The sequence below is a fragment of the Phycicoccus avicenniae genome (genome assembly GCF_018139485.1).
Lineage (GTDB): Bacteria > Actinomycetota > Actinomycetes > Actinomycetales > Dermatophilaceae > Phycicoccus > Phycicoccus avicenniae.
Map to the genome: position 1 here is coordinate 1 of NZ_JAGSNF010000016.1, position 14,594 is coordinate 14,594.

16 protein-coding genes are annotated in these 14,594 nt (G+C 75.4%); 4 read left to right on the forward strand and 12 right to left on the reverse strand.

The window, feature by feature from the left end; genetic code table 11:
- From ahcY to KC207_RS11515, 5 genes are all read right to left on the reverse strand, one after another.
- Positions 1 to 1,410: adenosylhomocysteinase (ahcY, locus tag KC207_RS11495; RefSeq protein ID WP_211603200.1), on the reverse strand; the 1,410-nt coding region annotated here is incomplete at its 3' end.
- 166 nt (positions 1,411 to 1,576) lie between these two features.
- Positions 1,577 to 2,053 (reverse strand): hypothetical protein, encoded by a 477-nt coding sequence (locus KC207_RS11500; RefSeq protein WP_211603202.1) that lies wholly within the window; start codon positions 2,051 to 2,053, stop codon positions 1,577 to 1,579.
- Positions 2,050 to 2,766, reverse strand: coding sequence for a glycosyltransferase family 87 protein (locus KC207_RS11505; protein WP_211603204.1), 717 nt, complete (start codon positions 2,764 to 2,766; stop codon positions 2,050 to 2,052). Before KC207_RS11505 ends, KC207_RS11500 begins: the two co-directional genes overlap by 4 nt.
- Positions 2,767 to 2,853: 87 nt before the next feature.
- On the reverse strand, positions 2,854 to 3,147 hold the full coding sequence (locus KC207_RS11510) for a hypothetical protein (protein ID WP_211603206.1): 294 nt from the start codon (positions 3,145 to 3,147) through the stop codon (positions 2,854 to 2,856).
- A gap of 136 nt (positions 3,148 to 3,283) precedes the next feature.
- Entirely contained in the window at positions 3,284 to 4,297 is a 1,014-nt protein-coding gene (locus tag KC207_RS11515; protein WP_211603207.1) for a cation diffusion facilitator family transporter, read from the reverse strand.
- A gap of 57 nt (positions 4,298 to 4,354) precedes the next feature.
- Between KC207_RS11515 and KC207_RS11520 the strand changes: the two genes are divergently transcribed.
- Both KC207_RS11520 and KC207_RS11525 read left to right on the forward strand, forming a co-directional pair.
- Positions 4,355 to 4,891: a YbaK/EbsC family protein gene (locus tag KC207_RS11520; RefSeq protein ID WP_211603208.1), complete on the forward strand. Its 537-nt coding sequence runs from the start codon at positions 4,355 to 4,357 to the stop codon at positions 4,889 to 4,891.
- Between the two features lie 40 nt (positions 4,892 to 4,931).
- Positions 4,932 to 5,240, forward strand: a complete 309-nt coding sequence (locus tag KC207_RS11525) for a hypothetical protein (RefSeq protein WP_211603209.1) — start codon at positions 4,932 to 4,934, stop codon at positions 5,238 to 5,240.
- 7 nt (positions 5,241 to 5,247) lie between these two features.
- Here the strand turns inward: KC207_RS11525 and KC207_RS11530 are convergent, their stop codons facing one another.
- From KC207_RS11530 to KC207_RS11540, 3 genes are all read right to left on the reverse strand, one after another.
- A complete protein-coding gene (locus tag KC207_RS11530) occupies positions 5,248 to 6,915 on the reverse strand; it encodes an HNH endonuclease signature motif containing protein (RefSeq protein WP_211603210.1) in 1,668 nt (555 codons plus the stop codon).
- Between the two features lie 124 nt (positions 6,916 to 7,039).
- Positions 7,040 to 7,687 carry a response regulator gene (locus KC207_RS11535; RefSeq protein WP_211603211.1) on the reverse strand — a complete coding sequence of 216 codons (648 nt, stop codon included), beginning with the start codon at positions 7,685 to 7,687 and terminating at the stop codon, positions 7,040 to 7,042.
- Positions 7,684 to 9,849 carry a GAF domain-containing sensor histidine kinase gene (locus KC207_RS11540; protein WP_211603213.1) on the reverse strand — a complete coding sequence of 722 codons (2,166 nt, stop codon included), beginning with the start codon at positions 9,847 to 9,849 and terminating at the stop codon, positions 7,684 to 7,686. The genes KC207_RS11535 and KC207_RS11540 overlap by 4 nt, the downstream gene beginning before the upstream one ends.
- A gap of 184 nt (positions 9,850 to 10,033) precedes the next feature.
- Between KC207_RS11540 and KC207_RS11545 the strand changes: the two genes are divergently transcribed.
- Positions 10,034 to 10,687: a hypothetical protein gene (locus KC207_RS11545; RefSeq protein ID WP_211603215.1), complete on the forward strand. Its 654-nt coding sequence runs from the start codon at positions 10,034 to 10,036 to the stop codon at positions 10,685 to 10,687.
- 61 nt (positions 10,688 to 10,748) lie between these two features.
- Here the strand turns inward: KC207_RS11545 and KC207_RS11550 are convergent, their stop codons facing one another.
- The 4 genes from KC207_RS11550 to KC207_RS11565 form a co-directional block, all read right to left on the reverse strand.
- The gene (locus KC207_RS11550) at positions 10,749 to 11,912 is read right to left on the reverse strand and encodes an SIS domain-containing protein (RefSeq protein WP_211603217.1); all 1,164 of its coding nucleotides are present in this window, start codon (positions 11,910 to 11,912) and stop codon (positions 10,749 to 10,751) included.
- A gap of 55 nt (positions 11,913 to 11,967) precedes the next feature.
- A complete protein-coding gene (locus tag KC207_RS11555) occupies positions 11,968 to 12,171 on the reverse strand; it encodes a Trm112 family protein (protein ID WP_211603219.1) in 204 nt (67 codons plus the stop codon).
- A gap of 79 nt (positions 12,172 to 12,250) precedes the next feature.
- Complete coding sequence (locus tag KC207_RS11560) at positions 12,251 to 13,678, reverse strand: phosphomannomutase/phosphoglucomutase (protein WP_211603221.1); 1,428 nt, start codon at positions 13,676 to 13,678, stop codon at positions 12,251 to 12,253.
- A gap of 70 nt (positions 13,679 to 13,748) precedes the next feature.
- Positions 13,749 to 14,114, reverse strand: coding sequence for a DUF3499 domain-containing protein (locus KC207_RS11565; RefSeq protein ID WP_249138705.1), 366 nt, complete (start codon positions 14,112 to 14,114; stop codon positions 13,749 to 13,751).
- 133 nt (positions 14,115 to 14,247) lie between these two features.
- On the opposite strand from KC207_RS11565, the gene KC207_RS11570 reads away from it, so the two are divergent.
- Positions 14,248 to 14,592, forward strand: a complete 345-nt coding sequence (locus KC207_RS11570) for a metallopeptidase family protein (protein WP_211603224.1) — start codon at positions 14,248 to 14,250, stop codon at positions 14,590 to 14,592.
- The last annotated feature ends 2 nt before the right edge of the window (positions 14,593 to 14,594 follow it).

A 14,594-nucleotide genomic window follows, 5' to 3' on the forward strand; every position in this document is an offset into this window, starting at 1 on the left:
GTCGACGCCGAGGTACTCGGCCTGCTCCTTCGTCAGCTCGGTGAGCTCGGCCCCCAGCGCCTCGAGGTGCAGCTGGGCGACCTTCTCGTCGAGGTGCTTCGGCAGCGTCGTGACGGTCGGCTTGCCGTCCTCGTCGTAGTACTCCGCGTCCTTGCCGAACAGCTCGACCTGGGCGATCGTCTGGTTCGAGAACGAGTTGGACATGACGAACGACGGGTGGCCCGTCGCGTTGCCGAGGTTCATCAGGCGCCCCTCGGACAGGACGATGATCGAGTCGCCGTCGTCGAACGTCCACTCGTGGACCTGGGGCTTGATCTCCTGCTTCTGCACGCCGGGCACCTTCGCGAGACCGGCCATGTCGAGCTCGTTGTCGAAGTGGCCGATGTTGGCGAGGATCGCCTTGTTCTTCATCTTCTGCATCTGCTCGGCGGTGACGACGTTGAAGCAGCCCGTCGAGGTGACGACGATGTCGGCCTGGTCGACGACGGAGTCGAGGGTCGCGACCTGGTAGCCGTCCATCGCGGCCTGGAGCGCGCAGATCGGGTCGATCTCGGTGACGATGACCCGGGCGCCCTGACCCCGGAGGGACTCGGCGCAGCCCTTGCCGACGTCGCCGTAGCCCGCGACGACGGCGACCTTGCCGCCGATGAGGACGTCGGTGGCGCGGTTGAGGCCGTCGATGAGCGAGTGGCGGCAGCCGTACTTGTTGTCGAACTTGGACTTGGTGACCGAGTCGTTGACGTTGATCGCCGGGAAGAGCAGGTCGCCGGTCTCGGCGAGCTGGTAGAGCCGGTGCACACCGGTCGTCGTCTCCTCGGTGACGCCCTTGATCTCGGCGGCGACCGTCGTCCACTTCTGCGGGTCGGACTCCATCGTGCGGCGCACGAGGGCCTTGAAGACGCCGAACTCCTCGGAGTCCTCCTCGGTCGTGGGCGGCACCTGGCCGGCGGTCTCCCACTCCTTGCCCTTGTGGACGAGCATCGTGGCGTCGCCGCCGTCGTCGAGGATCATGTTGGCGAACTCGCCGCCGGGCCAGGTGAGGATCTGCTCGGTGCAGTCCCAGTACTCGGCGAGGGTCTCGCCCTTCCAGGCGAAGACCGGGACGCCCTGGGGGTCCTCCGGGGTGCCCTTCCCGACGACGATCGCCGCGGCGGCCTCGTCCTGGGTCGAGTAGATGTTGCAGGAGGCCCAGCGGACCTGCGCGCCGAGGGCGGTGAGGGTCTCGATGAGGACGGCGGTCTGCACGGTCATGTGCAGCGAGCCGGCGATGCGGGCGCCGGCGAGGGGCTGGGCGTCGCCGTACTCCTCGCGCAGCGCCATGAGGCCGGGCATCTCGTGCTCGGCGAGGCGGATCTGGTGGCGACCCGACTCGGCGAGGGACAGGTCGCGGATCTTGTGGTCAACGGGCATGCGAAGGCTCCTTGGAGGCAGCGTGCGGTTCGGTTGACCGGCGTCGCCCATCTGGGCCGCGTGCAGCGCGAGGGTCATCACCCAAGCCGGTGGTACGCCCTTCAGGCTAGCGCAGGGCGCCGGACGGGCCCCAACCGTGACGCCCGTGCTTCGACGGGGTCGTGGCTCAGTCGAGTGACGCCGCCGCGTCCTCGGCGAGGTCGTCCAGGGCGGTCACCAGGGGGTCCTCGGGGTCCAGACCGTCGCCGCACGAGGTGGCCGTCGACGTCTCGGAGGGCGCCTCGAACAGCCGCCACGTGTACTCCACGGACGTGCCGTCCGCGTCCGCCTCGCAGTTTCCGTCCGGGTCACCCGTCCCGGCCGCCGACGTCGAGCCGACGGCCCGTCGCATCGCGAGCAGCGCACCGTCCGTGAGCCGCCCGGTGGTCGAGCCGCGCTGCGACGTGAAGGTCCAGGCCCCGTCGGCCCCGACCCCGAGCGTCGACTCGCACGGCCCCTCGGCGCACATGCCGCCCCACTCGCGTCGTTCGAGGTCGAGGAAGTCGTGCCCGGGTCCACCGGGCGCCCGCGCGCATCCCGAGAGGGTCGCCAGCAGGACTGCGATGATCGCCGTCCTGCCTCGCCACGACCCGTACCCGCTCATGGCGAGGCCACCTCGGCCCGCCGGAGACGGGGAACGGCCGCCAGCAGGAGCACTGCGCTCGCCGACCACACCGGGGTGGCGAGGATCATCGCCCATGCGAGCGCGGCGGGGCGCGCTCGTCGCGCCCCCCACACGACGACCACGAGGGCCAGCGGAACCCGAACCCAGATCGGCAGGACCCGGGTCGGCGCTCCGGTGTTGCTCGAGAGGAACTCCACCCAGCGGAACCACAGGTCGGGCGCTGCGGCGAAGGAGACCGTCACGACGAGAGCCGTCCCTGCGACCGCCAGCCCGGCGGAGCGCCACTCGCGGCGCACCGCGAACCACAGAGGACCCAGCCCGGTGGTCACCTTGGTGAGGAGCGGGAACGCCCAGGCAGGGGGGTGGCGCAGACCGATGACGGCAGCGACGGCGAGGAACGGCTCGATGTTGCCGATGACGAGGGAGGGTGGGACCGCGTATGCGAGGACGAGCCACCGCCAGGCCGGAGCCATCGGCCAGAGCAGCCATACGAGGGCCGAGACGAGAAGGAGGGCCCACACGACGTAGAACGCCGGCCAGGACAGCACGGTCAGCGGGTAGATCAGCTGGGCGAAGGCCGGTGAGTAGTTGTAGGCGTCGACCGACCCCGGGCCCGCCCCGTAGAGGTCCTGGTTCCAGGCGTTCCAGTAGGCGTGCGCCGAGTCCCGACCGAGCTCGTCGAACGGACGCACCCACAGGATCCACGCGGCCGGGAGCGCTGCCAGGTACAACGCGTCCCGAGAGAGTCGTGCGAGAAGACCCCGGTCGACCGTCACCGATCAGGAGGAACGCGGGTCGTGGACCTGGCCACTCGGCGGCGGGAGGGTCTCGAAGAGCGCGTCGATCTGGTCGCCGGCCGCGAGGTAGGAGTGCCACGCCCGGGCCAGGACGACGCCCGCGACGACGACACCTGCGGCGGCGAGGAGCGCGAGACGCGGCTCCACCCCGGCGAGGACGAGCGTGGTGGCGGTGACGACTGCGAGCGCCACGAGGCGGACCCGCCGGCCCACGGCGGCGGTGCGGGTCGGCAGCGGACGGATCCGCGTGCCGTCGACGGCGACGATGTCGGTCATGGGTGGTTCTCCGGGACGCTCGGCAGGGGGTGAGCTGCGCACAGGCTATGAGGCGCAGTCCCTCGACAGGCGCCCGTCGGGGCGCGTGTCGCCCGTTCGGACGATGAGGGACTCGGCCGACCGCCCGCGGCGGGCGTCAGTCGCGGCCGGGGTGCGCCGCCGCCTCGCGGGGGTCCGCGTCGACTCCCGGACCGTCGAGGCTGGGCGTCCCGGGGGCCCGGTCGACGTCCGGCTCGAGGTAGACGAGCATCGTGAGGTCGGGAGCACACGCGCGGGCGGCGCGCTCCGCCTCGTCGATCGCGACTGCGACGTCCGCGGCGCGGTCACTGCCGCCGACGGCGATCTTCGCGGCGACGAGGATCTCGTCCGGGCCGAGGTGCATCGTGCGGCTGTTGATGACGCGGTCGACGGCCTCGGGTGACTCCAGGGCCCGCAGGATCGCGTGGCGCAGCTCCGGGGAGGCGGACTCCCCGACGAGCAGGGACCCCATCTCCACCGCCAGGAAGGCGGCGATGACGACGAGCAGCACGCCGATGACGCCGGACCCGACGCCGTCCCACACCGGGTTCGCGGTGAGGACCGTGAGGCCGATGCCGAGGAAGGCCGCCGAGAGCCCGATGAGCGCCCCGAAGTCCTCGAGCAGGACGACCGGCAGCTCCGGGGACTTCGTCGAGCGGACGAACTTCAGCCACGAGCGCCGGCCCCGGACCCGGTTCGACTCACGGACGGCCGTGCGCAGGCTGAGCCCCTCCATGACCATCGCGGCGAGGACCACGAGGAGCGGCACCCACCACCACCGGGACTCGAAGGGGTCGTAGTCGCTCTCCCCCAGCGACTCCCGGATCTTCTCGTACGCCTCGTAGAGCGCGAAGAGACCACCGAGGACGAAGAGCATGATCGCCACGAGGAACGAGTACACGTAGCGCTGCTGGCCGTAGCCGAACGGGTGCTCCAGGGTCGCCTCGCGACTCGCCCGCCGGCTGCCGAGGAGCAGGAGGAGCTGGTTGCCCGTGTCCGCCACCGAGTGGATGGACTCGGCGAGCATCGAGGAGAACCCGGTGAGGAGGAACGCCACGAACTTCGTGACCGCGACGCCGAGGTTCGCGAGGAACGCCGCGATGATCGCCGTCCTGCCGCTGTCATCTGCCACGTCCGACGACACTAGCGTCGGGCCCGTCCCGGCGGGGCCGTCGCCTAGCGTGGGTCCATGCCGACCCCCCGCGGAACCCTGACCTGGAGCCCCGCCGCCGAGCGGCCCGACCTGCTGGCGCACCCCGTCGCGGAGGCGGCGGGCGCCTTCCCGTCGGCCGAGGTCGCCGAGATCGACCCGACGCTCGCCGACACCGCCGCCCTCTGCGACGCCTACGACGTGAGCCTCGGGGCCAGCGCCAACTGCGTCGTCGTCAGGGCGAAGCGGGCCGGCGTCGAGACCTACGCCGCCGTCATGGTGCTCGCGACGCACCGGGCGGACGTCAACGGCGTCGTCCGCAAGCACCTCGGTGCCCGCAAGATCTCCTTCGCCCCGCACGACGACGCCGTGGGCCTCACCGGCATGGAGTTCGGCGGGATCACCCCCGTCGGCCTGCCCGCCGACTGGCCCGTCCTCGTCGACGCCGCGGTGCTCGAGGCCGGCGACGTCGTCATCGGCAGCGGCCTGCGCCGCAGCAAGGTCCTGCTCCCCGGGGCGGACCTGCTGCGCCTGCCCGGGGCGGAGCGGCTCGACCTCGCCCAGCCCGCCGGCTGACCCCGGTGTGAGGGCGGGCCCGTCCGGGTAGGGGTCCGGCATGACTCATCGCACGCCGGACCCGGAGACCCCCGAGGAGCGGACGCGGCGGCTCGCCGACGAGGCGCAGGCCGCGGCCGAGGAGCGCGAGGCCGAGAAGCCCGCCCGCGAGTGGCAGGAGCAGTACGACCGGATCGCCGACATGCAGGCGGGCCAGATGGAGAAGGCCGAGGCCATGGGCGACCGCGTCGAGGAGTCCATCCCGCCTCCGGACCCGGAGACGGACGAGAGCCCGGGCGTCATCGCCAAGCGACCGCCCGGCGAGGCGCGGGAGGCATCGACCGGGAAGCGGGACCCCGGCACCGGCTGAGGCCGGGTCAGAACGGCGGCGGGTCGTTCGCCCCGGACCACGCGGCCCGTCGGCTCACCCGCCGGTGGCGGCACCGGCCGTGGCGCAGGTCGAGCACGACCGGCCGGGGTCGCCGGTCCGACAGCACGTCCACCGTCGACTCCAGGACGCTGAACCGGCCGACCGGCTCGACGGGAGCGCTGGGGTGCCACGTCGGGGCGTCGGCCGGCGTCGTGAGGACGACCGTCTCGAGGACGTCCGGGGGATGCGTCGTCCGCTCCCGCCCGGTCGGGTCGCGCCAGACGGCGACGGCACCCCGGAGGAGCCGGAGCGACCACCCCGGCCGCTGCTTGACCCGGTGGTGCCGGCGGCAGAGGCAGAGGAGGTTGTCGGCGCTCGTGGGGCCGCCGGGCCACGGGCGGACGTGGTCGAGGTCGCAGGACCGCGCCGCGACCGAGCACCCGGGGAACCGGCAGCGGCCGTCCCGGGCGCGGACGAGGTCGGCTAGGGCCCGGCTCGGCCGGTAGGCGGGTGTCGCGTGGGTGGCGCCGACGTCGACGCGGGCGCCCGTCGTCCGGTCGCAGACGACCGGCGCCTCCGCGGGGGTCCGCTCCGCCAGCCACCGGCCGTCGACGAGCGCCGGCTCCCCCGGCAGGAGGCCGTGGACCTGGACGAGCCGCTCCCGCGCGTCGTCGACCGACGCCGACCGGGCCGCGGGCGCCGGGTGCCAACCCTTCGCGTCCCGGCGCTCCGCGTCCCCGCCGTCCGCGTCCGCCCCCTCCGCGTCCGCCTCCAGGACGTCGGCACGGTCCGCGCCCGCACCCCGGGGGTCCCCCGCGTCACCGACGCCGTCGTCCGGCACCGCGACGTGCACGACGACCTCGACGCTGGCGTTCCCCACCACGAGGTCGGTGAGGGCCTGCCCACGCGCCTGCTCGAGGGTGGTGCACCGTCCGGCGGCGACGTGGTCGTGGGCGAGCCCGTCGATGGCGGCCCACGCCCGGGCCGCCTGCTCCGACGGGAAGACGCCCTGCCACACGTCGACACCGGGCTCCCCCGCCCACCGTCGCAGCCCGCACTCGCCGCGGGCGCGTCGGGAACGCTCGCGCAGGAGGTCCGGGGAGATGCGGGCGATCGCGCGCCGGCAGCGGCGGCGCAGGGTCGGACCGTCGTCGCGACCGAGGAACGGGTCGAGGACGGCGACGACGGCCTCGGCGACCTCACCCGGGGCCTCCGCCAGCTCCTCGACGACGAGGTCGGCCCGCCGGGGGTCGAGGCGCCCGTCGAGCATCGCGGCGTGCAGGCCCGCGAACCCGGTGCCGGCGGGCAGCCCGGGTCGCCCGGCGGGGTGCGGGCGACGCTGCGCCGCGAGCCGGACCGCCGAGTCGACGCGGCGCTGCGCCTGGGCGTGCGACGCGCCGAGGGCGGGGGCGAGCAGGTCCGCGGCGTCGAGCGTGACGACCCCGGGGAGGTGGACCACCTCGGAGAGCGTGCCGTCCTCGGTCTCGACGACCTCGCGGCGTGCGACCTCGGCGACGGCCCGGTCCTGCACCGCCGCGGCGATGTCGACCAGGCGCTGGCAGTCGGCGGCCACCGCGGCCCAACCACCCCGGTCATCGGCCCGCGACAGCCCACGCGCGACGCTCTCGCACCCCTCGCGCAGCCGGTCGGCCAGGGCCGTCGTCGCCCCGCCCACCGCGCCGGTCGTCGTGTCCGTCGGGCCCCCTCCCCTGTGACTTAATCGTACACCTGTTCGTGCCGGTCGGCAAGACCCGAGCCCTCCGGACATCGGTGCGCCGCACCGCTTCTCGACGGAGCCGTCAGCGTCCGAGACCCGCGTCCCGCGCCCGGATGATCGCCGCCGCGCGGTCCGCCGCGTGCAGCTTCGTGAGGACCGCCGACACGTGGTTGCGGACGGTCTTGCCGGACAGGAAGAGCCGCTCCGCGATCTGGCCGTTCGACAGGCCCGCCGCGACGAGGTCGAGGATCTCCCTCTCCCGCGGCGACAGCTCCGGGAACGGCTCGGCCGCGCCGCCACGCGGTCGGGCGAAGAACTCCGCGATCCGGCCCGCGAGGACTGCCCCGAAGACGACGCCGCCGGCGGCCACCGTCGTCACGGCGCGGACCACCTCGTCCGGCTCCGCCCCCTTGAGGAGGTAGCCCCGCGCCCCCGCCCGCACGGCGTCGAAGATCGTCGCGTCCTCCTCGGACATCGTGAGGACGACGACGCCGACGTGCGGGTGGCTCACCGCGAGCCGCCGGGTGGCCTCGATGCCGTCGAGGTCGGGCATCGCGACGTCCATGACGACGACGTCGGGACGCAGCTCGGCGACCCGACGCAGGGCCTCGGCGCCGGTCGCGGCCGTCCCGAGCACCCTGACCTCGTCGATCGTCGCGAGCAGCGCGGCGAACCCCTCGCGGAAGACCGGGTGGTCGTCGACGACGAGCACCCCGACCGGCCCGCTCACCCCGTCACCTCCGCGACGGGCACGACCGACCGCGCGCCCACCCCGGGTCCCAGCGGCAGCACCGCGCGCACCCGCGTCCCCGGCGAGGCGTCGGACACCTCGCACCGCCCGCCCAGCTCGGCCGCGCGCTCGCGGAGGGCGACGAGGCCCACCCCGGCCGGGGTCCCCGCGGGGATGCCGACGCCGTCGTCGACGACCTCGACGACGAGCCCCTCCGACCCCGGCGCCAGCCTGACGTGGGCCTCGGCCGCCCCGGCGTGCCGGGCGACGTTCGTCAGCGCCTCGGCGACGATCCGGTAGGCCGCCACCTCCACCGCGGCCGGCAGCCCGACGAGGTCACCCTCGGAGCGCACCAGGACGGCGGTCGTCGGTGACGCGTCCCGGGCGAGCCGCTCGACGGCACCGACGAGCCCGACCTCGTCGAGGGCGGGAGGACGCAGCCCGTGGACGAGCCGGCGCACCTCGGTGAGCATGCCGGTGACGTCGGCCCGGGCCCGCACGAGCACCTCGTCGGCGGCGGCCGGGTCCTTGCGGGCCTGGATCCGGGCGGTGTCGATGCGGGACGCGACGGCCGCGAGCATCGGCCCGAGGCCGTCGTGGAGGTCGCGGCGCAGCCGTCGTCGCTCCTCCTCGACCGCCGTGACGATATCCTCCCGGCTGCGCTGGAGCTCGTCGGCGAGCAGGCTCGTGCGGACCGCGGCGGCGGCTTGGCGGACGACGTCGGCGAGCAGCCGCTCCTCGGCGGCTCGCAGCCGGCCCGGGACCCCGCGGGCGGGCAGCAGCAGCCGTCCGATGGCCTCGCCGCGGTAGGTCACGGGCAGCGCGCGGGTCGCGTCGGGACGGTCCCCGTGCTCGACGAGCACCGTGCGGCCGTCGCCGTACCCGACCTCGACGCCCACCCAGCGGACCCGGACCGCCCGGGCGACGGCGCGCGCCACTTCGGCGAGCTCGGCCTCCGCCCCCCGCGAGTGCTCCAGCCCCCGGGCCAGCCCGGCGACGACGTCGTACGGGTCCTGCCGCCCGCCGAGGAGCCGGCCCAGGACCCGGGCCAGCCGGGTCCGCAGGGGCAGCCAGGCCGCGACCGTGACGACGACCGCGACGACGAGCACCTCCCGCTGCTGCACCCGGTCCCCGAGCAGCCACGACGCCCCGCCGAGCACCGCGAGGTCGACGAGGACGGTGACGACGACGGGCACCGCGACGACGAGGGTGTCGACGAGCAGCCGGTCGACGTCGACGACGTCCGGCTCGACGACCGCGACGACGACCGCCGCCGCGGTGACGGCGACGACGACCGTCACCCCGATCGTCCCGAGCCCGGGGACCACGGTGACGACGACCATGACGAGGAGGTCCACGACCGCCGCCCACAGCAGCCACCGCCCCTGTGCGCGGACCCGTCCCGAGGCCCGCCGGTGCCGCAGCACGACGAGCACGAGCGCCGGGAGGAGCGCGAGCGGGACGAGGAGGCGCGCGACGAGGAAGGCGCCTTCGTACAGGTCGTCCGGCAGCGGCAGGGCGAGCGGGTCGAGGGCGAGCGCGGCGAGCGGCGCGGGCATCGCACCCGCCCCGGACGCGCGCTGGGCGACCTCGGACGGGATCGTGAGGAGGACGAGGACGAGGGCGCCACTGGCCGCGACCGAGGCCACGGCGAGCCATCGCAGCCGTCCGCGCGGCCAGTGCCCGTCGGGGAAGAGCGCGAGGACGAGCGGGACCCCCACGAGCAGACCCGCCCCGAGCCGCTGGAAGACGAAGAAGGCGGCCGACGCCCCCGGCAGGGCGGGCTCGGACGCGGTCGCCAGGGCCAACCATGCGGCGGCGACCTCGTCGAGCGCCCACCAGAGCCCGAGCACCCCGAGGACGAGGGCCAGCCGGTTGCCCGGCCGGCGTGCGGCGACGACGGCGCCCGCCGCGGCGAGGAGCACCCCTGGGACCCCGGCGGTCCACGTCGCGTCGAGCCCGATCCGCACCCGGTGCCCGGCGGGGACCCGCAGCTCGAGGAGGAGGGCGAGCACCGCGCACCCGACGGCCACCGCGAGCAGGACCCGGGCCACGGTTCGAGCGCGGCGGGCGGCCGGCGGGTCCGCCGGGACCCGTCCCGGCGCCCGCTCGGGACCGACCTCCTGCTCGGGGCCCACCCACGGGGCCGTGCTCTCGCTCACGCGAGAAGAGTGCCGCACCCGGCGTCCCGTTGTCCCGGGACGCGCGTCCCGGTCGACCCGGGACATCGGAGGTGACACGGGTCGGGACCGGCGGCCCTGACGACCCGGGACGCCCTGGCGGCACCGTTCGGGGCAGTCGCGGTGGGACCGTCCCACCGCCCCGCACCACGAAGAGGCACCCGCCATGTCACGCACCACCGTCACCCCCGCCCCGGCCCGCACCGACGGCCGGACCGCGACCCCCACCGGTTCGCCCGGGCACCCCGACCTCGCCGCCGCCGTCCGGCGCCGCGGCCTGGTCCTCGCCGCCGGCGCCGCCACCTGGGCGCTCTCGATGGTCACCGTCGGCGCCAACCCGGAGACGACCGTCGGCGTCACGGTCTCCGACCTCACCGCCCTCCCCTTCCAGGTCGGCGTCATGGCCCTCCTCGGGGCGATGTCCCTCACCGGGGCCGTCGGCACCGGCCGCGGCGCCCGCGTCGCGATCCGCGTCGAGCGGGTCCTGCTGTCGCTCGCGATGCTGTGGACGGTCGTCCACGGCTGCTTCCCGGCCTTCCGGGACGCCGGCTGGCTCGCCGCGCTCGACGTCTTCTGGCCGCTGTCGATGCTCGGGATGTTCCTCATCGGCATCAAGGTCGCCGTGTCCGGCCGCTGGCGCGGCGCGGCCCGGGCCTGGCCGGTCGTCGCCGAGAGCTGGGCGGTCGTCTGCATCCCGGTCTTCGCGACGGTCGGGGCCCCGGTGAGCGACTGGGTCGGCGGCGCGCACCTGCTCGTCGGCTACACCGTCCTCGGCCTCCTGCTCGCCCGCCGCACCGGGCTCGTCCTGCCGCGCGGCTGACGGCCACCGGAGCGCACCACGCGGACCGGCGTCCCCCTCGGGGGCGCCGGTCCGTCGCGTCTCAGGACGAGGTGCGGTCCCGCAGGTCGGTGACGTGACGAGACGGCGTCGGGTCCAGCCCGAGGCCGAGCGCCAGGTAGGTCGCGGCGAAGTCGGTGAGGGCGACGAGCGAGGCGAGCCGCTCGACGGCGTGCCCGCCGCGGGCCTCCTGCTCCAGGACGACCGCGCCCGCCTCGCGCGCCGACTCCAGCACCGCGTCGGCGAGGGCGACGCCCTCCGGACCGACGTCCGGGTCGCGCAGGGCCACGACACCGAGCCGTGGCACCGACGGCCCGTCGAGGTAGGGGTCGGCGAAGATGTCCCGCTCCCCCCTCGGGGCGTCCGGCGCGTCGCGCAGCCCGCTGCCGAACGGCCCGTCGAGCGTCGCGACGACCTGGGACGCCGCGTACGGCAGCACCCCGAGGGTCGCGGGGACCCGGGCGGTCCGGGAGAGCATCTGCACCGCCCGGACGGCCGCGACCCCGGCGAGCGGACCGTCGGCGAGGACGGTCGGCATCGTCCCGTCGAGCCCGACGGCGAGGACCTTCGCCGGGTTGACGAAGGACTCCGACGACGGCCGGCACTCCTCGGCGACGGCGTCGAGGACGTCGGCGACCCCCTCGAGCACCGCCGGCGGGCAGTCCGCGAGGCCCAGCCGGTCGGCGGCGAGGAGCACGGGGGTGAGCAGCGACCAGAGCGCCGTCCGGGAGGAGGGCGTGGGCAGCACGGTGTCGACGTGGACGCCCCGGGCCCGGGCCGTGACGTCGGCGAGCGGCGAGTCGGCCGCCCCGACGGTGAGCAGGGACGCGCCGCGGCGGGCCGCCTCGGTCGCGAGGGCGAGCGGTCCGGCCGCCCGACCGGACTGGGACACGGCGACGACGAGGTCGAGCGGGCCCACCCACCCGGGCAGCGGGGTGTCGTGCCGGCACAGCAGCGGCACGGGCGAGCCGGGCTCGGCGAGCAGGTCCAGGACGTCCCCGACGACGGCCGACCCGCCGAGGGCGGCGACGAGGACCGACCGCGGGCGCTCTCCCCCACCGACCCGGTCGACGCCGGCCTCCTCGGCCGCGACGAGGGAGCGGCGCACCTGCGCCCCGGCGGAGGCCAGGGAGCGGAGGGCGCCACGACCGTCGAGCCGCTCCAGCGCCTCGACGTCGTCCAGCCGTGACTCGTCGACCCACGTCATCGCGGACCTCCTCGGGGTCGGGACCCGGCGAGCGGGTCGCCCGGGACCGGGACGGTCAGGCGGGCCGGCGGGCCTCGTCGACGAGGAGCACGGGGACCCCGTCGTCGACGCGGTAGGCGAGACCGCAGGTGTCGGACACGCAGACGAGCTCGGGACCCGCCTCACCGGCCTCGTCGCGCAGCTCGCTGCGGCACGCGGGGCAGCGCAGGATCTCGCGGAGCCAGGGCTCGAGGTGCGCGGCGCCGGACGTCTCGCTCATGCTCGGGTCCTCTCGCTGGCCGGGTCGGTCGCCGACGATCCTCGCACACCCGGGCGGCGGCGTCGTCGGCCCACCGGGGTCAGGCGCGGACGACGGCGAGGACCTCGTCGCGCACGCGGGCCATCGTCGCCTCGTCCTCCGCCTCGACGTTGAGCCGCAGGAGCGGCTCGGTGTTCGACGCGCGGAGGTTGAACCACCACATCGGGTCGCCCTCGCCGCCCTCGTGCGCGACGGTGAGCCCGTCGAGCCGGTCGAGGGTGACGTCCCGCTCCTGCGCCCACGCGAGCACCCGGTCGGTCGCGGCGGCGGCGTCGGGGACCGTGGAGTTCACCTCACCGGAGGCGGCGTAGCGGGCGAGGTCGGCCATGACCTCGCTGAGCGGCGCGTCCTGCTCCCCGAGCGCGGCGAGGACGTGCATCGCGGCGAGCATCCCCGTGTCGGCGAACCAGAAGTCGCGGAAGTAGTAGTGGGCGCTGTGCTCGCCGCCGAAGACGGCCCCGTGGCGGGCCATCTCGCTCTTGATGAAGGAGTGGCCGACCCGGGTGCGGACGGGGGTGGCGCCGGTGGCCTCGACGACCTCCGCGACCTGCCGCGAGGAGATGACGTTGTGGACGATGCTCACGTCCGCGGCGTCGGCGCCGTCGGCGACCGCCCGGGACACCTCGCGGCGGGCGATGAGGGCGGTGATCGCACTGGGGCTCACCGGCTCGCCCCGCTCGTCGACGACGAAGCAGCGGTCGGCGTCGCCGTCGAAGGCGAGGCCGATGTCGGCCCCGTGGGCCCGGACGGCGGCCTGCAGGTCACGGAGGTTCTCGGGCTCGAGCGGGTTCGCCTCGTGGTTCGGGAAGGTGCCGTCGAGCTCGAAGTACAGCGGCTCGACGGTGAGCGGCAGCGGGGCGAGGCCGGCGGCGTCCTCGAGGACCGCCGGCACGGTGAGCCCGCCCATCCCGTTGCCGGCGTCGACGACGACGCGCAGCGGCCGGACGTCCGACAGGTCGACGAGACCGCGCAGGAACGCGGCGTAGCTCGGCAGCAGGTCGGTCTCGGTGACCGCGCCCTTCGTGGCGTCCGGGTCGGAGACCTCGCCGGCGAGGATGCGCTCGGCCCGCTCGCGGATGTCGGCGAGGCCGCTGTCCTGGCCCACGGGACGCGCGCCCGCCCGGCACAGCTTGATGCCGTTGTAGGCGGCGGGGTTGTGGCTCGCCGTGAACATCGCGCCCGGCTGGTCGAAGGACCCGCTCGCGTAGTACAGCCCGTCGGTGCTGCACAGGCCGATGTGGGTGACGTCGAGGCCCCGGCTGCGCACGCCCGCGGTGAACGCCCGGGTCAGCTCCGTGCCCGACTCGCGCATGTCGTGACCGATGACGCAGCCCGAGGCGCCCTCGGGCAGCAGGACGACCTCGGCGAAGGCCGCGCCGAGCGCACGGGCGACCTCCCCGTCGAGCTGGTCGGGGACGAGCCCACGGACGTCGTAGGCCTTGACGATGTCGGAGAGGGAGCGAGACACGACGGCGACCCTACCTGCGGGTCGCGGGCGTCCGTCCCGGTGTCCGGGTGGGGTGGCGGAGGGGCCGCCGTCAGCCCTCGGCGCTGCCGCGCAGCACCCGCAGGTGGCCCTTGCGGACCTCACCCGGCAGCGGCGCCGCCGGTGGGGTGGCCCGCTCCTCGCGGGGGCGGGCGGCCTCGCGGACGGCGTCGGCGAGGGCGAGCAGGTCGTCCGAGCTGGGCTCGGGCTCGGCGTACTCCGTCGCGAGCCGGACGACCTCCCAGCCGCGCGGCGCGGTGAGCCGGGTGGCGTGGTCGGAGCACAGGTCGTACGTGTGCGGCTCGGCGTAGGTCGCGAGCGGGCCGAGCACGGCCGCCCGGTCCGAGTAGACGTAGGTGAGGGTCGCCACCGCCCCCTGGCGGCACCCGGTCTTCGTGCACCTGCGCGACACATTCACGCCAGCGACGATAGACGGCGCTCCGGACAGCCCGACGCAGGCACGCCGTAGCATGCGGGACGTGACGAGACGCCGACGGGACCGGCACGGGCGAGGGCCCCGGGGACCCCTCGCGTGGCCCCCGGTCCCGGCCATGACGACCCGTCGGGAGCGCTTCGACGACCTCGTCCTGGACGCCGCCGACCGGCTGCGGCCCCACCTGGGGAACCGCTACGCCGGAACGGAGTTCGCCGTCCAGGAGGTCCCACCCACCGACCCCGCGCCGTGGGAGGACCAGGCGCCGCCGCTCGGTCGGCTGCTGCGGGCCGGCGCCGGACGGACCGACCGCGTCGTCCTCTACCGGCGCCCGGTCGAGGCGCGTGCGCTCGACGCCGACGACCTCGCCGTCATCGTCCGCGGGGTCGTGACGCAGCAGGTCGCCGCCCTGCTCGGCGTGCCCCCCGAGGAGCTCGACCCCGAGGCCGACCCGGACGTCTGAGG